Here is a 17,215-nt window from a genome sequence, read left to right as displayed (position 1 = left end):
GTTTAACGCAGGTAGAAATCCATGTGTGCCTGCCAATGCCCTTGGGTTTTTAAGATCATTTCGATCAGTTCACGAACAGCCCCTTGACCGCCCACTTTTTCACTAACAAAGTGAACACGTGTGATCACTTCCGGATCAGCATCTTTAGGACAGCTGGCTAGGCCCACGCGCGTTAGGATGGGCAGATCAAGAATGTCATCACCCATGTAGGCTATTTCATCGGCGTGTAATCCTTCATTTTGAAGCAGCTGTTCAAATACCGGCAATTTGTCAGGCACCCCTTGGAAAAGGTATTTGACTTTAAGGTCATTCATTCGTTGGGTGACCAATTGAGATTTACGTCCGGTAATGACACCTAAGTCTAGACCACTTTTGCGCCAAAGTACCATGGCATGGCCGTCACGCGTATAAAAGCTTTTGTATTCAACGCCGTTATCTCCGTAGAAGAGGCGGTTGTCGGTTAACACACCATCTACGTCTAAAATGAGGAGTTTAATTTTCGCTGCGCGTGTGGCTAAATCCATAATCGTCTCTCGCGGGTTAAATATGTACTGTCATGTAGTATAACAGACCGAGATAACCAACGAATAGGGTTAGCAGTAATCCACCTTCAACCCTGGAAATAGTGGCATTACCTTTGCGGGGTAAGGCCACCAGCAACATCGCGACGGTAAAGAGCAACATTATGGGGTAGTCACGTTTTAGGACTTCAATATCAATAAGCGAGGGCGCAAGAATGGCAGGTACCGCCAATACGGCTAGGATGTTAAACAAGTTAGAGCCTAGAATGTTACCAATCATGAGATCGACTTCATTTTTAAGGGCTGCCGTAATGGCCGCCGCTAACTCGGGTAAACTCGTCCCAATAGCAATGATGGTCAGGCCAATAATTAAATCAGGTACTTCAAAATATTCAGCAATCTCAACGGCACCCCATACCATCATGCGCGCACTGATAATTAAAAAAACCAAGCCAAGACCTAGGTAAATAAAGGATTTTGCCTTACTTAGCTTAGGCAATTCTTCAAGTTCTTTATTGATATCCTCAGAGAGTGGGTCGTTGGAACTGATGTTGCGATTGCTATAGATCATCCAGCCTAAAATGGCAAACAAGGTGGTAAGCATGAGAATACCGTCTAGCACGCCTAACCTATGGTCCAAGATGAGCGCAAGCCCTAGACCAGTAACAATCAAAAGTATAGGAAACTCACGTCTTAGCACAGAGGATTTGACAACTAGGGGTGCGAGCAAGGCTGTGATGCCAAGAACTAAACCAATGTTGGTAATGTTTGAGCCCACTGCGTTACCAATGGCCAGTCCTGGATTACCCTCTAATGAAGCGATGATCGCAACAATGATTTCAGGGCTGGAGGTGCCAAAGCCAATGATAACGATACCAATGATAAGCGGTGATACTTTATAACGTAGCGCCACATTCGCGGTGCCTTCAATGAAGTAATTTGAACTAATGACAAGCAGGGCGAGGCCTAAAACGAGTAACAATGATGGAAGCATGAGCGAAGCAATCATTTGGCGGTATAATCCTCAATCCAAATTTTGTTGGGGCAAGAGCCTATTTTGGCCTATCATTATACTTATTTATGGCTCAAGTATAAATAAATTTTATGGCAATGAGTGTGGGTTTTTAATAGAGTTTATTTAGGTGTAGATAGATGACTTGTTTAAAAAGTATGTCAGTTGGCTTTGGTGAGTGGCAAGCCGAACCGTTACTGTCGCATTTTTATCCTGATGATTTGCCCTTCGATTGGCGTGCAGATTATTATTTTAACTACTTTCGAGTAGCGATGACATCTCAGTCCGATTGGATGCAATGGGATCAAGAGATGCTCAGTATGCTTAATGAAGCCATGTTAGCTGAAAACCTGTTTTACCTAAAATGGTCTGAATGCACGCCTGAATCTATTACACAATTTAGGTTTTTACGCGGTGGCTTGGGTGCAAAACTGGCTGGCATTTTAATTACAGAGGGCTGGTGCGCAGACGATCTCGCGTTACACCAAGCTGATTTAGAGGATTTAGCCGTCACACTGATGACGCCTAGTGAAGATGAATGGGTGTTATCAGGGTGGCAATGGCGCTATAATAATGATCGGTTTTCCGGCGCACCTTTAGCCTATTTTGATTCGTTGCCTGCACATATTAAAGAACAGCGGGCCGAGATTGAGTCATTTAAAAATAGCTTGCCAGGCTCAACGGCGGTACCCGTTTTTGTCAATCCGCAGCAGGTGACCACAAAGCAACTAACTGATCTTTCTAGTATGATTGAGCTACTCGGTTATTAGTCAAACCTACCCAACTATAGTGAGTTTTTACCTTGGCCAGTCCCATTATTGAAGTTGTTGATCTAAGTTTTAGTCGCGGAAGGCGAAAGATTTTTGATCAGTTAAGTTTTCGCGTCTACCCGGGCAAAATCACCGCCATTATGGGGCCAAGTGGAACGGGGAAAACGACCCTGTTAAAGTTGATGGTGGGGCAATTAAAGCCTGATAGTGGCCAAGTATTATTTTATGGCCAAGATATCCAAACGCTCTCGCGCACTCAACTTTATCGGTTACGCCAGCAAATGGGTATGTTGTTTCAGAGTGGTGCGTTACTGACCGATTTGACGGTGTTTGAAAATATTGCATTTCCATTGCGTGAACATTTTAAACATCTCGCACCGCAGCTCATTGAAAAGCTGGTCGCCATGAAGCTAGAAGCAGTGGGCTTGCGAGGTGCTATGGGGCTGATGCCAGCCGAGCTGTCTGGTGGAATGGCGCGGCGCGTCGCTTTGGCTCGCGCGATTATTCTTGACCCAGAGGTTATTTTTTATGACGAGCCTTTTGTCGGTCAAGATCCGATTACGATGGGAGTGCTAATTAAGTTGATTAAGTCATTAAATGATCAACTGCACCTCACCAGTGTGCTGGTATCGCATGATGTGACTGAAGTCTTATCGATTGCTGATCATGCTTGCGTGTTATCAGAAGGGCGGATAATCGCCGAAGGCACGCCGGCTGAATTGATGGCATCAGAGTCAGCTTACGTGCAACAGTTTTTGCAAGGCACTGCCGATGGTCCAGTGCCATTTCACTACCCTGTTGAACCCTGGGGTGCCCAAAAATGATTAGAGCCATCGCAAGTCTTGGACGTTCCAGTTTAATGCTGCTCGCGGGTATTGGGCAAATGGCCTTATTTGTCTGGCAGTTACTCCCTCTTATTCCTAGCGGTTTGTGGCGGATTAGACTGCTGTTAAAGCAGGTTTATATGGCGGGAGTATTGTCACTGCCGATTATTGTTACAGCCGGCCTATTTGTTGGCATGGTTTTGGGGCTGCAAGGTCATCATATTCTAAAAACTTTTAACTCAGAAGAAGCGGTGGGGACGATGACCGCCTTGTCATTGATTAGGGAGTTAGGCCCCGTTGTTGCGGCGTTACTCTTTGCCGGTCGCGCTGGCTCGGCATTGACGGCAGAAGTGGGATTGATGCGTTCAACTGAGCAGTTTTCTGCGTTGGAAATGATGGCGGTTGATCCTATGCGATACGTAGTGATTCCACGTGTTTTGGCTTGTATTATTGCACTACCGATGTTGGCGATGATTTTTATTGCACTGGGGATTTTTGGCGGCTATGTCGTTACCGTGGGTTGGTTGGGTGTCGACTCGGGTGCGTTTTGGGCACAGATGAATCAGAACGTCGATTGGCATGCGGATGTGGTTAATGGTTTTATTAAAGCCGTCGTATTCGCCGTTTTAATTGCGTTGGTGGCCCTGTATCAAGGTTGTTATGCTATTCCTACGTCAGAAGGGGTGAGCCGAGCCACGACCCGAACCGTTGTGCATGCTTCTTTGGGTGTGCTAGGTTTAGACTTTATATTAACTTCAATTATGTTTACCTGAGAAAGGAATGAGCATGTCAAAACAACTTAAATTTGAAATAGGCGTCGGGTTACTCGTGCTGATTACTTTGATATCAACGGTTTTTATTGCGCTTAAGGTCAGCAATTTTAGTGGCTTGCAAGACCGTCCAACCTACCAGGTCGATGCGCTGTTTTCAAACATTGGCGGTTTAACCGCTCGCGCGCCTGTTAAGGTATCAGGTGTCGTTGTAGGGCGGGTCAACCGGATAGAGCTTGATCCAGTATCCTATCGAGCCCGTGTGGTGATGGATATCTTTCGTGAATTTGATGATATCCCAGCCGATTCATCGGTATCGATTCTGACTTCGGGTTTATTGGGTAGTCAATATATCGGTTTAGAGGTAGGGGGTGATGATATCGTCTTGCAAGCAGGTGATCGGATTCACTTTACCCAATCCGCACTGGTGCTAGAAAATTTAATTGGACGACTAATGGTAAGTTTGACCGAAGGAGGTCGTGAATGAAGTGGATTACAAGTCTAACCATCGCCATGCTATTGAGCGTGGGTATGGCTAAAGCAGCTAATGTGGACCAGTCAGATCCGCAAGCCATGATTCAAGGCATGTCGGGTTTAGTGTTAAATGAATTAAAACAGCGTGCCGAAGAGTTGGCGCAAGACCCTAAAGCACTGAAAGCCTTTGCAGATGAAAAACTATTGCCTTATGTTGATACGATGCGGATGGCACGCTTTGTAGTGGGGCGAGATTGGCGTACGGCTACACCGCAGCAGCAGCAAGATTTTGTAGATCAATTTACCTTGTCGGTTATTCAGCAATATTCCAATAGCTTGATGCGCTTTAATGTGGAGAGTGTTGAAATTGGCTCAGCTATTCCAGATGGTCAAGACCGTGTTATTGTCCAAACCCGCGTTAAACAATCGAATGGCAATAACTTTGATATTGCGTATCGCGTTCATAAAGAAGCCGGTAGCGGTAATTGGATGATTTATGACGTATTGGCGGAAAATATCAGTCTATTACTCAGTCTGCGTCAGACCTATAGTGCAGATATTGAACGCCGCGGTTTACAAGCCGTGATTGATAGCATGAAAGACCGAAACGTGGGGTTTAATTAAGTGTCACTAACATGGCAGCTGACTGATCAATCTTTACAGCTAAAAGGACTGCTAACCTTGGCAGCCTTGCATCAACAACCCAAGTTGCAGGCCTGGTTAAAGCAAACGTCGCTCCCCTTTCAGGTGATTGATCTTGCTGGCGTCACTCAGATAGATAGCGCTGGACTGGCTTGGTTAACCTGTTGTTTAGATCAGTCTGCTGGGGTTCAAATTCGTGATTTACCGGCAGCAGGCTTGGAGTTGGCGCAGTTGTACAATTTGCAAGATTCACTTAATCGGGCAGCCACATGAACGCGGTCGAGTTTATTAACCTGAGTAAACACTATGGTGAGCTGAAAGCGCTTGATGATGTGAGCTTTAATGTTGAGCAGGGGCAGTTTTTTGGTCTGCTGGGCCCTAATGGCGCGGGCAAATCAACCCTGATCAACACCATGGCAGGACTGGTGAAAGCAACCGCTGGGCACGTCAAGGTAATGGGGTATGATGTGGTCGCGGATGCGACGGCCGCACGCCGAGCGCTCGGCCTCGTGCCGCAAGAATTAATCGCCGACCCCTTTTTTAATATCCGTCAGTTGTTAACCTTGCAGTCAGGTTATTTTGGCTTGCGTGGTGCCAAGCAGCAGGCCTGGATTGATGAGTTATTGGCGAGATTATCCTTAACCGATAAGGCGGGGGTGGATACCCAGCAGTTATCTGGTGGCATGAAACGACGAGTACTTATTGCGATGGCATTGGTGCATCGTCCACAGGTGATAGTGCTGGACGAGCCTACAGCCGGAGTGGATGTCGATTTGCGTCGAACACTGTGGCAGTTTGCTAAAGAATTACATCAACAAGGCCATACTATTATTTTAACAACCCATTATTTGGAAGAGGCGGAGAGCCTGTGTGATAGCGTAGGCATCATGCAAAAAGGCCAATTAATCGCGCTGGAAAAAACCCAGGATCTAATTGCACGACACCCTTATCGACATCTTCAGCTAGAGCTTGAACAGCCGGCTGAGTTAGCAGGCCTGCTACAACAAGCCGATTTTGCTGCAGATGTATTTGAGGTTCAGGGCTTGTCACCGGTCAAGTTTAAAATCAAGTTGTCAAAATCGATTACCACCGCACAATTGTTGGCTTGGGCACAGCAGCAGGGTGTGGCTTTGGCGGATATACGCTTGCAAGATGCAAAATTAGAAGATGTATTTTTAAATATCACGGAGTCAACGTCTTGAATTATTATGGCTCATGGACATTCTTTGTCAAAGAGGTTCGCCGCTTTTATTCGGTAGCCGTGCAAACCATTTTTGCCCCGATTGTATCGACCTTATTGTTTTTACTGATCTTTGGCACAGTGATCGAGACCAAAATTCTAGAATTTGGCAATATCAGCTATAGCCAGTTTTTAATACCAGGCCTGGTCATGATGGCTATCTTGCAGAATGCCTTTTCCAATTCCTCTTCAAGTATCATTCAATCAAAAATCTATGGCAATTTAAGTTTTGTTTTACTCAGTCCACTTACTGCTTTAGATTTATATGTGGCATTTGTAGCCGCAGCGGTTGTGCGCGGATTAGCCGTTGGCGTCGGGGTGTTGCTGGTAGGTTGGATTGGCTATGACTTGCAGATACATTATGCGAGTTGGATTTTATTGTTTGCCGTATTAAGCGCGGCTGTTGTGGGTGGGTTGGGTTTAATTGCGGGCATAGTGGCTGAAAAGTATGATCATTTAGCGGCTTTTCAAAATTTTATTATTATGCCGCTGACCTTTCTAAGCGGCGTATTTTATTCCATTCATTCCTTGCCTAGTTTTTGGCAGTTTTTGTCAATGTTTAACCCATTTTTTTATATGGTGGACGGTTTTCGCTACGGATTTTATGCCGTTTCTGATATTTCTGTTTGGTTAAGCTTAGCGGTAACCTTGCTGTTTTTAGTGCTTGTGAGCGCAATAAATTTAGTTTTGTTGCATAAAGGCGTTAAAATACGCCACTAAAAAAAGGAAAACGTGATGTCGCCAGAAAAAATCCAGCAAATGATTCACGAGGTATTGCCAGGTTGTCAGGTCACCATGTCGGGTGCTGATTGTAATTTTTCAGTTGAAGTGAAAGCGCCGCAATTTAAAGGTATGACGCCATTGCAACGTCATCGTGCCGTTAATGATATTTTTAAACAGCAGTTTGAATCGGGTGAGTTGCATGCGCTATCGATTAAAACCAGTGTGCTAGAGAGCAATTAAATGGAAAAACTGCTGATTAAAGGGGGCGCTAAACTTCACGGTGAAGTAGACATATCCGGCTCTAAAAATGCTGCATTGCCTATTTTAATGGGGTGTGTACTCGCCCAGACACCGGTTACCCTCTCTAATATTCCGCATTTAAAAGATGTGACGACCAGTTTGCAGCTTCTGGCCACCCTAGGTGGCGAAATCATGATTGATGAACGTATGAATATCACGGTGGACTGTAGTCATTTGCGTGACTTTACCGCACCCTATGCGTTGGTGAAAAGTATGCGTGCGTCTATTTTAGTGATGGGGCCATTATTGGCGCGCTTTGGTCAAGCCCATGTGGCTTTACCGGGTGGCTGTGCGATAGGTTCTAGACCGGTTGATATTCATATCAAAGGTTTTGAGGCCATGGGTGCGGAGATTAAAATCGAAGAGGGTTTTATTCACGCCCAAGCCAAACGCTTAAAAGGCGCGGATATTTACATGGACAAAGTGACCGTGACCGGTACAGAAAATTTGCTGATGGGCGCGGTTTTGGCAGAAGGTGTGACGCACTTACGAAATGCAGCTTGCGAGCCCGAAGTAACAGATTTAGCCATTTTCTTAACCAAAATGGGCGCTAAAATTACCGGCATTGGTACGGATCACCTTGTCATTGAAGGGGTCGATGAGCTTAATGGTGTCGATTACCGTGTGATTCCAGACCGTATTGAAGCAGGAACTTATCTCGCTGCAGCAGCGGTGACTGGGTCGGCAATTACCGTCGCTAATGTTGAGCCGAGTCATCTTAAATCGGTGCTGGCAAAATTTACTGAAGCGGGTTGTGATGTCCAGATTGAGGATCGCAAGATTCATATTGATTGTCGTGGTCGAATTCTAAAACCGGTTGATGTCGAAACACAACCCTATCCCGGTTTTCCTACCGATATGCAAGCGCAGTTTTTAGTGATGAATGCCTTGGCATCCGGTGCGGGTGCGATTCGTGAAACAATTTTTGAAAATCGTTTTATGCATGTTACTGAACTCGAAAAAATGGGTGCGCATATTACGATCGAAGGTAATCTGGCGCGAACGTCTGGGCAGGATACCTTTAAAGGCAGTAGTGTTCATGCCACGGATCTGCGTGCATCGGCCTGTCTTATTTTGGCTGCTTTGGTAGCAGAAGGACAAACCCACGTCGAGCAGATCTATCATATTGACCGCGGTTATGAATTGATTGAAGAAAAATTTCATCGCTTAGGCGCAGATATTCAACGCCTGAGCCAATAATTTACTGAGAAAGCTATGTCAAACCAACTTACGATTGCCTTGTCAAAAGGGCGCATTTTTAAAGACACCTTGCCATTGTTAAAGGCAGCCGGTATTGAGCCTTTAGACGATCCAGATACAAGCCGCAAATTAATTTTGGAAACGACCCAACCCAACGTTCGTTTGCTAGTCGTGCGGACTACCGATGCGCCCACCTATGTTTCATACGGTGCTGCAGATTTGGGTGTGGCGGGTAAAGACGTGTTAATGGAAGCGCCTAGTGATAATTTATATGAATTGCTAGATTTACAGATTGCCAAGTGTCGTTTAATGGTGGCCGGTCCTGTTGAAGAGCGTCCGCATGGTCATCGTTTGAAAATAGCCACGAAATATGTCAACTCAGCTCGGGCGTATTATGCCGCACAGGGCCAGCAAGTTGATCTAATTAAGCTTTACGGTTCTATGGAATTGGCGCCTTTAATTGGTTTGGCAGATCGTATTGTTGATTTAGTTGACACCGGCAATACCCTTAAAGCAAATCACCTCAAACCTTTGGAGCACATTGCTGACATCAGTTCACGTCTAATTGTGAATCAACATGCTTATAAAACCAAATATCAGCAGATTCAGCAAATAATCGAAAAATTCAATACAGTAATAGGTAAGTAATCATGAGCACGCTAGCCATCCGACGTTTTGATGCGAACGAAGCAGATTTTAATACCAAAATGGACCAGATCCTATCATGGGAAAGTGTGTCCGATGATCGTGTAAACCAGGTTGTTAAAGAGGTGGTGATGGATGTTCGTCAGCGCGGCAACCAAGCCTTAATGGATTACACTGCAAAATTTGATCAATTGACCCTAACAGATCAGGCGCAGTTAGAAATCCCGCAAGCACGTTTACAGCAAGCCCTGGCAGATTTACCTGCTGAACAACGTGAAGCGCTCGAATTGTCTGCAAAACGTGTTGAAGCTTATCACTTGCGTCAAAAATCGGATTCTTGGAGTTATGAAGAAGCCGATGGCACGATGCTAGGTCAGCAGGTGACACCCTTAGATCGTGTTGGCTTGTATGTACCCGGCGGAAAAGCTGCTTATCCTTCGTCGGTGGTGATGAATGCGGTACCGGCAAAAGTCGCAGGCGTAAAAGAACTGATTATGGTGGTGCCTACGCCTCGGGGTGAGGTGAATGAATTAGTCCTAGCCGCAGCGGCGATATGTGGTGTTGATCGCGTGTTCTGCGTTGGCGGCGCGCAAGCAGTTGCGGCACTAGCCTATGGTACTGAAACCATTCCGGCAGTAGATAAAATTGTGGGACCAGGTAATATTTATGTCGCGACAGCGAAGCGAATGGTGTTTGGTACGGTCGGTATTGACATGATTGCTGGCCCCTCAGAAATTCTGGTGGTTTGTGATGGTGAAACCGATCCTGATTGGATTGCAATGGATTTATTTTCTCAGGCAGAGCATGATGAGGATGCCCAATCAATTCTAGTCACCCCGGATGCGGCCTTTGCCGATAAGGTGGTTGCAAGTATGACGCGCTTGCTAGAGACCATGCCGCGAAAAGCTATTATACGCACCGCATTAGAAAACCGTGGCGCGGTCATTACGGTTAAGGATATGGAGCAGGCGATCGAGATGATTAATTTGATTGCGCCTGAGCATTTAGAATTATCTGTTGCAGACCCTAAAGCAATGCTGCCCAAAATACGTCATGCAGGTGCCATTTTTATGGGTCGTTACACCGCTGAAGCGCTGGGTGATTATTGTGCCGGACCTAATCACGTATTACCGACTTCTCGTACCGCGCGTTTTTCTTCACCCTTAGGCGTGTATGATTTTCAGAAGCGTTCAAGTTTGATTATGTGTTCACCAGACGGGGCGGACACCTTAGGGCGTACCGCCGCAATTATGGCGGATGGTGAAGGCTTGCAAGCCCATGCTGCGTCTGCCCGTTATCGGTTGCGTAAATAATATGACCGCACAGTTTAGCTCTGTCGATCAGGCGGTTGCACAGTTAGTACGCCCAGAAATTCAGGCGTTGCATGCCTATCATGTTCCGCCTAGCGCTAAAATGGTGAAACTTGATGCCATGGAAAATCCCTATGACTGGCCTCCGTTGTTGCGCCAGGCCTGGTTGGATAAGTTGGCAGAGTTGAGTCTGAACCGTTACCCTGATCCGGGTGCGACTGAGCTACATAACGCTCTCCACCAGCATTTGGGTTTAGCCGCTGAAACAGGATTATTGTTTGGCAATGGCTCAGATGAGTTGATTCAGTTGCTAATTATGGCAGTTAATCGCCCCGGTGCAAAGGTGATGTCAATCGCACCGACATTTGTCATGTATGACATGATCGCCCGGTTTTTGGGGGCAGATTATTGTTCGGTGGCATTGAATGACGATTTCGAATTAGATGTCGATGCCTTTGTTGAGGCCATGGCGCAACAGCAACCGGCTTTGGTGTTTATTGCCTACCCCAATAACCCAACCGGTAATGCACTATCTCGACAGGATTTAATTCGCATTATTGAAGCCGCACCAGGCCTGGTTGTGGTGGATGAAGCCTACCACGCCTTTGCAGAAGATAGTTTTATTCTCGATACCGTGCAGTATCCACACCTTTTGGTGATGCGCACCTTTTCTAAAGTAGGGCTAGCGGGGCTGCGCTTAGGCTATCTTGTAGGGCCGAAGGCCTGGATTGAGCAGGTGGATAAGCTACGTTTGCCCTACAACATCAATACCATGACGCAAGCTAGCGCGTTAGTTGCGCTTTCGCATTGGTCTATCTTAGCTGAGCAGGCGCAACAGATTTGTGATGATCGCATTCAGTTGAGTCAAGCCTTGGCTGCATTACCTGGTATTAAAGTCTATGCTACTGCCGCTAATTTTATTGTAGTTCGGTTAAACGAAGCCGGTCCAAGTGCCCCTCAGGTTTTTGAGGGTTTAAAGGCCGCAGGTATTTTAATTAAAAACTTGAGCCCACAAGGTGGTGTGTTGACAAATTGTTTGCGCATTACCATAGGCTCGCCAACAGAGAATAACCAGCTTATAGAGGCATTAAGGTTATTGCTTAAGCCCGTATAAAGGGAGTGAATAACGATGTTGGCAAGACAAACTCTGATAGATTATTTAGCTGATTACTTAGCGATAGATCAATTTAAAGATTATGCCCCGAATGGGCTGCAGGTTGAAGGTACCGGTCAATTACGAAAAATAATTACCGGTGTGACAGCGTCAGAAGCGCTCATTGATTATGCCATTGCTCATCAAGCAGATGCAATCATTGTTCATCACGGCTATTTTTGGCGCAATGAGGCACCAGAAATATGTGGCATGAAACGCCAAAGGCTCAAAAAGCTGTTGGCACACGATATAAACTTAATCGCTTATCATCTTCCGCTCGATGCACACCCAGAGTTGGGTAACAATGCGGTTTTGGGTCAAAAGCTCAATTTGGTTGACGTAACACCGCAACCAGGCCTGCTAAGATTAGGGCGTCTAGCCATGCCTGAATCCATTGACTCATTTAAGCAGCGCGTTGAGCAATTATTATTACGCGAACCACTTCATTTGCCCGGGGGGCCAGAGCAGGTTAGCTCTGTTGCCTGGTGCACGGGCGGTGCGCAAAATATGATTGACCAAGCCATCTTATGGGGAGCGGATGTATATATCAGTGGTGAGGTATCTGAGCAAACTTTTCATAGTGCAATAGAGGGTAAGATTCACTACCTTGCGGCAGGACATCATGCAACCGAAACCTGGGGCGTGGCGACCTTGGCAGAGCATATCAAGGAAAAATTCACAATTGATTGTGAATTTGTGAATCTGGTAAACCCGGTTTAGCTTGTAAAACAATAGCTTAGCTTTATTAATTTATCAGGATAGATTATTTTAATTGCACTATAAAGATTTATATATACAACTATTTCAATCGCTTAGGTAGAATAGCTGTTCAATTTTGAGCCATGAGGAAGTCATGACTATGTCTGAAACGAAAGTAATTGAAACACCAAATTTAAAGCGTCGTCAGATTCTGGCGGGTGCAACAGGCGTTGTTGGCGCGGTCGGTGCAGCTTTTGTAGCTGTGCCATTTGTGGGTTCTTGGCAGCCAAGTGAGCGGGCCAAAGCGGCGGGTGCGCCGGTTAATGCGGATATTAGTCAAATGCAACCGGGGCAAATGCTGACAGTGAACTGGCGCGGGAAGCCAGTATGGGTGGTAAGAAGAACCCCCGCCATGTTAGAACAATTGGCCGCATTGGATGATGTAGTTCGTGATCCTATGTCAGATAACTCTGAACAACCGGCCTATGCTAAAAATCCTACTCGCTCAATCAAGCCGGAATATCTAGTTGTGGTGGGTATTTGTACCCACCTTGGCTGTTCACCTTTGTATCGTCCAGCGCCCAACTCACCTGATATGGCTGCTGGATGGCGAGGTGGCTTCTTTTGCCCTTGTCACGGTTCAAGCTTTGACTTAGCGGGACGCGTGTTTAGAGCCGTACCTGCACCGACCAACCTTGAAATTCCAATGCATGGCTACTTATCTGAAACCGTCGTCAGAATCGGTGAAGAAGTCGAAGAAGGAGGACTCGCGTAATGTCAGAATTACAGACATCAAAGACTAACGAACCAGGTGGTTTGTTAAAGTGGGTAGACGACCGCTATCCACTTATAGATACATGGAACAAACATGTAGCTGAGTACTATGCACCTAAGAACTTTAACTTTTGGTATTTTTTTGGTTCATTTGCGTTATTAACGCTGGTGATTATGATCGTATCGGGCATATGGTTAACAATGAGTTATAAACCTGATGCAGCCTATGCGTTTAATTCGGTCGAATACATTATGCGTGATGTGGAGTGGGGATGGTTGATCCGTTATATCCATACCACGGGTGCATCAGCTTTTTTTATTGTAATCTACCTGCATATGACACGAGCGCTACTCTATGGTTCTTATAAAGAACCACGTGAACTAGTGTGGTTGATTGGGATGTTAATCTTTGTGGTATTGATGGCAGAGGCGTTCTTTGGTTACATGTTACCTTGGGGGCAGATGTCCTATTGGGGTGCCCAGGTTATCATCGGCTTGTTCTCAACCATTCCATTTATTGGTCCTGATTTAGCCACCTGGATTCGTGGTGACTTCATTATTTCTGATGCAACGCTGAACCGCTTCTTTGCTTTACATGTGATTGCCCTACCCTTGGTGTTAGTGATCCTAGTGTTTATGCATATTGTAGCTTTGCACAAGGTGGGATCGAACAACCCAGATGGGATTGATATTAAAAAGCACAAAGATGAAAACGGAATTCCTTTAGATGGCGTAGCCTTCCATCCTTACTATACGGTGAAAGATTCGTTTGGCGCGACGCTGTTTTTAATTGCGTTTGCCCTTATTGTGTTTTATGCGCCAGAGGGCGGTGGTCACTTCATCGAAGCGCCAAACTTTGAACCAGCAGACCCATTAAAGACACCAGAAAACATTGTTCCCGTTTGGTATTTCACCCCGTTCTATGCTATTTTGCGTGCGGTACCTGAGCCATTCCTTGGGGTATTAGCTATGGGCCTTTCGATTGCAGTGTTGTTTGCGATGCCGTGGTTAGATCGTTGTAAAGTACGTTCGATTCGTTATCGTGGTAACTCGTATAAAATCCTGTTAACCATGTTGTTCATAAGCTTTATTGTGTTGGGCGTGTTAGGTGGTTTGCCCGCTACACCGCTTTATACCAAGCTAGCGCAGGTATTTACTATCTTGTATTTTGCTTTCTTTATTCTGTTGCCATTTACCTCGGCGCATGAAAAAACCAAGCCAGTACCAGAGAGGGTTACAGCATGATAAAAACAATTAAAAATTGGGCATTAGTGAGCCTTACGGTGATGGCTGGTTTTAGCTTGAATGTTCAAGCAGCAGGCGGCTATAACATTGAACTTGAGAAGGTGCACAATAATGTCCGTGACACTGAGTCGCTGCAAAGAGGTGCTGTTCATTTTGTAAACTACTGTATGGCTTGTCACTCAGCTGGACTTATGCGCTATAACCGTGTAGCGCGTGACTTGGGTTGGACTGAAGAGGAAGTCGTTAGTCTGTTGTCTTATGATCAGCGTCTACCCGTCGATTACATGACTACCTGGATGGAGGACGGTGTTTCAGAGGCTTTATTTGGGATTAAGGCTCCCGATCTGTCGGTGATGACGCGTGCTAAGGGTAATGATTATATCTATACCTTTATTCGTGGCTATTATCAGCAAGAAGATGGCAGTTGGAACAATAAGGTGCTTGAAGGTACCTCTATGCCTAATGTTCTAGAGGGTGTTAGACGCCATGCCACTGAAGCTGAGTTTGACCAGTTCACCACCGATTTGGTTAACTTTATGGACTATGTCGGTGAGCCCTCAAAGGTTCAACGTTGGGATTTAGGTTGGAAAGTAATCGCTTTCCTGTTTGTATTGTTAATCCTAACTTATTTACTCAAGCGCGAATATTGGCGTGATGTAAAGTAAATCGATAGGCTGTTGACAAAAAACCCGCTTTGGCGGGTTTTTTATTTTTTGACCTAGGATGGGCGAATAGGATGGCTAAAACAAAATTGGAATATGCATGTACCGAATGCGGCTCGGTTCAAGCTAAATGGCAGGGTCAGTGTCCGGATTGTGGTGCATGGAATAGCTTGGTTGAGCAGGTTGTGACTGCAAAAACCGGCAAAAAACCGGTGGCTAAAGGTTACAGTGGCACGCAAGCCTCAATGATTGTGACTGCAAATGAGGTTGATTTAGCGGCAATACCCCGCTTAAGTTCAACGATGTCTGAATTGGACAGGGTGTTAGGTGGGGGGATTGTATCGGGCTCGGTTATTTTGCTTGGCGGCGATCCTGGGGTGGGTAAGTCTTCACTGCTGATTCAGGTGTTAGCGCAGATTTCAATGCAACATACTGTGCTCTACGTGTCAGGTGAAGAATCACTTTCTCAAATTGTAATGCGAGGTCAGCGCATGCAATTGCCGCTTGATAGTATGCGATTTTTAGCTGAAACAGAAGTAGAGCGTATTACTGAATTGGCGTTAACTGAACGTCCGCAAGTTATGGTTATCGATTCTATTCAAACGATGCAGATTGCCGAGTTAGGTGCAGCAGCCGGTGGGGTAAGTCAGGTTCGGGAATCTGCTGCTTATTTAACCCGTTTTGCTAAACAAAATAATATTGCCATTTTTCTTGTGGGGCACGTAACTAAAACCGGTGAGGTGGCCGGCCCGCGAGTATTAGAGCATATTGTTGATTCAGTATTGTTTTTAGAGGGTGAGTCCGATAGTCGATTCAGAACGTTGCGCGCGATAAAGAATCGTTTTGGGGCTGTGAATGAGCTGGGTGTATTTGCGATGACTGAGTTAGGTTTAAAGCAAATTAAAAACCCGTCAGCGATTTTCTTATCGCGGCGCTCAACTCCGGCGCCAGGTTCAGTGGTGACGGTTATTTGGGAAGGGTCGAGACCCTTGCTTATAGAGCTGCAAGCATTGGTCGCAGAATCGCCTTTTGGACAGCCGCGGCGCGTTAGTGTGGGTATTGATGGCAATCGTATCGCGATGTTATTGGCGGTATTGCAGCGACATGGTGGCATTCAAGCAGCGGATCAAGATGTGTATATTAATGTCGTGGGTGGTATCAAAGTGTCTGAAACGAGTAGCGATTTAGCCTTGCTATTAGCTATTTTATCTAGCCTACGTAATCGCGTATTTGATGGCTCATGGCTAGTCTTTGGGGAGGTGGGTTTGTCAGGTGAAATTCGCCCGGTGCCCAGTGGTCAGGAACGTATTATGGAAGCGGCTAAACACGGATTTAAGCGTGCCATCGTGCCTAAAGCTAATCTACCCAAACCCTTGCCACAAAATATTGAGGTTATTGGTGTGGACAGTTTAGCTGAGGCGTTGGCGGCTATCAGCTAAATTTGGCACAGGTGTGTTTGCCACTGTTTAAATAACTCTGGAGTGGTGGCAGCAATAGCAGAGCGTTTTGTTAAACTAGGTATAAAAACCTGTTCACCTGCCAGTGTGGCACTTTGACCGCCCGCTTCACTTAAAATTAGCCAGCCTGCAGCATAATCCCATAGACTTTGGCTACCATGAAGGTAGAGCTCACCTCGTCCTGCGGCAATCCAGCACCAGTCGAGTGCTACCGAGCCGAAGCTACGTTGCGATGCATAGGGCGGTTCAGTCGCGAGGGCAGATGCCATGGTTGTATCTAAGCGTTTAAAATCCACAATACCGACAGCTTTATGCAACTGCTTAATCGTGCAGCTAGCTTGGTTTAAAGGGCGATCATTGCAAAAGGCCCCTTGACCCAAACGTGCATGGAAAAGCTCATCACGGGCGGGGTCATATACCAGGCCTGCTACGACTTGTCCTTCAATGACCAGCGCCAAAGACAGTGCATAGACATCAATGCCATGGGCAAAATTGGTGGTACCATCGACCGGATCGAGTACCCAGCATCCCTGCGATGACTCTAAAGCTGCTTGTTGACTAGTCAGGTCGGATTCCTCACCTAGAAAAGCGAATTGAGGCCAGTTGGTAGCTAAATAAGCTTTCACCGCAGCCTGCGTTGCGGTATCTGCTTCAGTTAACAGACTACCGTCTTGCTTGTGACTGGCACTGACTTGCTGAAAGCGTTGTTGAATTTCTTGCTGGCCAAGGAGGCGAATTTGCTGTTGTAATGCTAACCAGGCCTGGTTATCTGTAAAAGGGTGGATAGGCATGTA

21 protein-coding genes are annotated in these 17,215 nt (G+C 46.0%); 18 read left to right on the top strand and 3 right to left on the bottom strand.

What is annotated here, in order from left to right:
- Positions 1-2: 2 nt before the first annotated feature.
- Positions 3-524 carry a KdsC family phosphatase gene (locus tag THIAE_RS07480; RefSeq protein WP_006460613.1) on the bottom strand — a complete coding sequence of 174 codons (522 nt, stop codon included), beginning with the start codon at positions 522-524 and terminating at the stop codon, positions 3-5.
- Between the two features lie 16 nt (positions 525-540).
- Positions 541-1,530, bottom strand: coding sequence for a calcium/sodium antiporter (locus tag THIAE_RS07475; protein WP_006460612.1), 990 nt, complete (start codon positions 1,528-1,530; stop codon positions 541-543).
- Between the two features lie 143 nt (positions 1,531-1,673).
- Between THIAE_RS07475 and THIAE_RS07470 the strand changes: the two genes are divergently transcribed.
- The 18 genes from THIAE_RS07470 to radA all read left to right on the top strand — a co-directional run bounded on the left by THIAE_RS07470 (position 1,674) and on the right by radA (position 16,403).
- Positions 1,674-2,303 (top strand): hypothetical protein, encoded by a 630-nt coding sequence (locus tag THIAE_RS07470; RefSeq protein ID WP_006460611.1) that lies wholly within the window; start codon positions 1,674-1,676, stop codon positions 2,301-2,303.
- A gap of 32 nt (positions 2,304-2,335) precedes the next feature.
- A complete protein-coding gene (locus tag THIAE_RS07465) occupies positions 2,336-3,127 on the top strand; it encodes an ABC transporter ATP-binding protein (protein WP_006460610.1) in 792 nt (263 codons plus the stop codon).
- On the top strand, positions 3,124-3,900 hold the full coding sequence (gene mlaE, locus THIAE_RS07460) for a lipid asymmetry maintenance ABC transporter permease subunit MlaE (RefSeq protein WP_006460609.1): 777 nt from the start codon (positions 3,124-3,126) through the stop codon (positions 3,898-3,900). The genes THIAE_RS07465 and mlaE overlap by 4 nt, the downstream gene beginning before the upstream one ends.
- A gap of 13 nt (positions 3,901-3,913) precedes the next feature.
- A complete protein-coding gene (gene mlaD / locus THIAE_RS07455; RefSeq protein ID WP_006460608.1) occupies positions 3,914-4,384 on the top strand; it encodes an outer membrane lipid asymmetry maintenance protein MlaD in 471 nt (156 codons plus the stop codon).
- Positions 4,381-4,995 carry an MlaC/ttg2D family ABC transporter substrate-binding protein gene (locus tag THIAE_RS07450; protein WP_006460607.1) on the top strand — a complete coding sequence of 205 codons (615 nt, stop codon included), beginning with the start codon at positions 4,381-4,383 and terminating at the stop codon, positions 4,993-4,995. Before mlaD ends, THIAE_RS07450 begins: the two co-directional genes overlap by 4 nt.
- Positions 4,996-5,286 (top strand): STAS domain-containing protein, encoded by a 291-nt coding sequence (locus THIAE_RS07445; protein ID WP_025299369.1) that lies wholly within the window; start codon positions 4,996-4,998, stop codon positions 5,284-5,286.
- Positions 5,283-6,215 carry an ABC transporter ATP-binding protein gene (locus tag THIAE_RS07440; protein WP_006460605.1) on the top strand — a complete coding sequence of 311 codons (933 nt, stop codon included), beginning with the start codon at positions 5,283-5,285 and terminating at the stop codon, positions 6,213-6,215. Before THIAE_RS07445 ends, THIAE_RS07440 begins: the two co-directional genes overlap by 4 nt.
- On the top strand, positions 6,212-6,973 hold the full coding sequence (locus THIAE_RS07435; RefSeq protein ID WP_006460604.1) for an ABC transporter permease: 762 nt from the start codon (positions 6,212-6,214) through the stop codon (positions 6,971-6,973). The genes THIAE_RS07440 and THIAE_RS07435 overlap by 4 nt, the downstream gene beginning before the upstream one ends.
- Before the next feature lie 15 nt (positions 6,974-6,988).
- The gene (locus THIAE_RS07430; RefSeq protein ID WP_006460603.1) at positions 6,989-7,216 is read left to right on the top strand and encodes a BolA family protein; all 228 of its coding nucleotides are present in this window, start codon (positions 6,989-6,991) and stop codon (positions 7,214-7,216) included.
- Positions 7,217-8,476 carry a UDP-N-acetylglucosamine 1-carboxyvinyltransferase gene (gene murA / locus THIAE_RS07425; protein ID WP_006460602.1) on the top strand — a complete coding sequence of 420 codons (1,260 nt, stop codon included), beginning with the start codon at positions 7,217-7,219 and terminating at the stop codon, positions 8,474-8,476.
- Between the two features lie 15 nt (positions 8,477-8,491).
- Positions 8,492-9,124, top strand: coding sequence for an ATP phosphoribosyltransferase (gene hisG / locus THIAE_RS07420; protein WP_006460601.1), 633 nt, complete (start codon positions 8,492-8,494; stop codon positions 9,122-9,124).
- Positions 9,125-9,126: 2 nt separating this feature from the next.
- On the top strand, positions 9,127-10,434 hold the full coding sequence (gene hisD / locus THIAE_RS07415; protein WP_006460600.1) for a histidinol dehydrogenase: 1,308 nt from the start codon (positions 9,127-9,129) through the stop codon (positions 10,432-10,434).
- Complete coding sequence (gene hisC, locus THIAE_RS07410) at positions 10,400-11,545, top strand: histidinol-phosphate transaminase (RefSeq protein ID WP_006460599.1); 1,146 nt, start codon at positions 10,400-10,402, stop codon at positions 11,543-11,545. Before hisD ends, hisC begins: the two co-directional genes overlap by 35 nt.
- A 15-nt stretch (positions 11,546-11,560) precedes the next feature.
- Positions 11,561-12,304, top strand: coding sequence for a Nif3-like dinuclear metal center hexameric protein (locus tag THIAE_RS07405; RefSeq protein WP_006460598.1), 744 nt, complete (start codon positions 11,561-11,563; stop codon positions 12,302-12,304).
- A gap of 139 nt (positions 12,305-12,443) precedes the next feature.
- Positions 12,444-13,058 (top strand): ubiquinol-cytochrome c reductase iron-sulfur subunit, encoded by a 615-nt coding sequence (petA, locus tag THIAE_RS07400; RefSeq protein WP_006460597.1) that lies wholly within the window; start codon positions 12,444-12,446, stop codon positions 13,056-13,058.
- Positions 13,058-14,302 (top strand): cytochrome b, encoded by a 1,245-nt coding sequence (locus THIAE_RS07395; protein WP_006460596.1) that lies wholly within the window; start codon positions 13,058-13,060, stop codon positions 14,300-14,302. Before petA ends, THIAE_RS07395 begins: the two co-directional genes overlap by 1 nt.
- Complete coding sequence (locus tag THIAE_RS07390) at positions 14,299-14,967, top strand: cytochrome c1 (protein ID WP_006460595.1); 669 nt, start codon at positions 14,299-14,301, stop codon at positions 14,965-14,967. Before THIAE_RS07395 ends, THIAE_RS07390 begins: the two co-directional genes overlap by 4 nt.
- A gap of 71 nt (positions 14,968-15,038) precedes the next feature.
- Positions 15,039-16,403: a DNA repair protein RadA gene (radA, locus tag THIAE_RS07385; RefSeq protein ID WP_006460594.1), complete on the top strand. Its 1,365-nt coding sequence runs from the start codon at positions 15,039-15,041 to the stop codon at positions 16,401-16,403.
- Here radA and THIAE_RS07380 read toward each other — a convergent pair.
- A complete protein-coding gene (locus THIAE_RS07380) occupies positions 16,400-17,212 on the bottom strand; it encodes an inositol monophosphatase family protein (RefSeq protein WP_006460593.1) in 813 nt (270 codons plus the stop codon). The genes radA and THIAE_RS07380 overlap by 4 nt on opposite strands.
- Positions 17,213-17,215 lie beyond the last annotated feature (3 nt).

It is taken from the genome of Thiomicrospira aerophila AL3 (genome assembly GCF_000227665.2).
Lineage (GTDB): Bacteria > Pseudomonadota > Gammaproteobacteria > Thiomicrospirales > Thiomicrospiraceae > Thiomicrospira > Thiomicrospira aerophila.
This window is presented reverse-complemented; position numbering and strand designations above follow the sequence as displayed.

Bases quoted from the DNA above. Each gene is read 5' to 3' on its own strand.
- petA (WP_006460597.1), top strand. From the start codon at position 12,444: ATGTCTGAAACGAAAGTAATTGAAACACCAAATTTAAAGCGTCGTCAG.
- THIAE_RS07440 (WP_006460605.1), top strand. From the start codon at position 5,283: ATGAACGCGGTCGAGTTTATTAACCTGAGTAAACACTATGGTGAGCTG.
- THIAE_RS07470 (WP_006460611.1), top strand. From the start codon at position 1,674: ATGACTTGTTTAAAAAGTATGTCAGTTGGCTTTGGTGAGTGGCAAGCC.
- hisG (WP_006460601.1), top strand. From the start codon at position 8,492: ATGTCAAACCAACTTACGATTGCCTTGTCAAAAGGGCGCATTTTTAAA.
- mlaD (WP_006460608.1), top strand. From the start codon at position 3,914: ATGTCAAAACAACTTAAATTTGAAATAGGCGTCGGGTTACTCGTGCTG.
- THIAE_RS07450 (WP_006460607.1), top strand. From the start codon at position 4,381: ATGAAGTGGATTACAAGTCTAACCATCGCCATGCTATTGAGCGTGGGT.
- THIAE_RS07405 (WP_006460598.1), top strand. From the start codon at position 11,561: ATGTTGGCAAGACAAACTCTGATAGATTATTTAGCTGATTACTTAGCG.
- THIAE_RS07380 (WP_006460593.1), bottom strand. From the start codon at position 17,212: ATGCCTATCCACCCTTTTACAGATAACCAGGCCTGGTTAGCATTACAA.
- THIAE_RS07395 (WP_006460596.1), top strand. From the start codon at position 13,058: ATGTCAGAATTACAGACATCAAAGACTAACGAACCAGGTGGTTTGTTA.
- murA (WP_006460602.1), top strand. From the start codon at position 7,217: ATGGAAAAACTGCTGATTAAAGGGGGCGCTAAACTTCACGGTGAAGTA.
- THIAE_RS07430 (WP_006460603.1), top strand. From the start codon at position 6,989: ATGTCGCCAGAAAAAATCCAGCAAATGATTCACGAGGTATTGCCAGGT.
- THIAE_RS07480 (WP_006460613.1), bottom strand. From the start codon at position 524: ATGGATTTAGCCACACGCGCAGCGAAAATTAAACTCCTCATTTTAGAC.
- hisC (WP_006460599.1), top strand. From the start codon at position 10,400: ATGCTGCGTCTGCCCGTTATCGGTTGCGTAAATAATATGACCGCACAG.
- THIAE_RS07390 (WP_006460595.1), top strand. From the start codon at position 14,299: ATGATAAAAACAATTAAAAATTGGGCATTAGTGAGCCTTACGGTGATG.
- radA (WP_006460594.1), top strand. From the start codon at position 15,039: ATGGCTAAAACAAAATTGGAATATGCATGTACCGAATGCGGCTCGGTT.
- THIAE_RS07475 (WP_006460612.1), bottom strand. From the start codon at position 1,530: ATGATTGCTTCGCTCATGCTTCCATCATTGTTACTCGTTTTAGGCCTC.
- mlaE (WP_006460609.1), top strand. From the start codon at position 3,124: ATGATTAGAGCCATCGCAAGTCTTGGACGTTCCAGTTTAATGCTGCTC.
- hisD (WP_006460600.1), top strand. From the start codon at position 9,127: ATGAGCACGCTAGCCATCCGACGTTTTGATGCGAACGAAGCAGATTTT.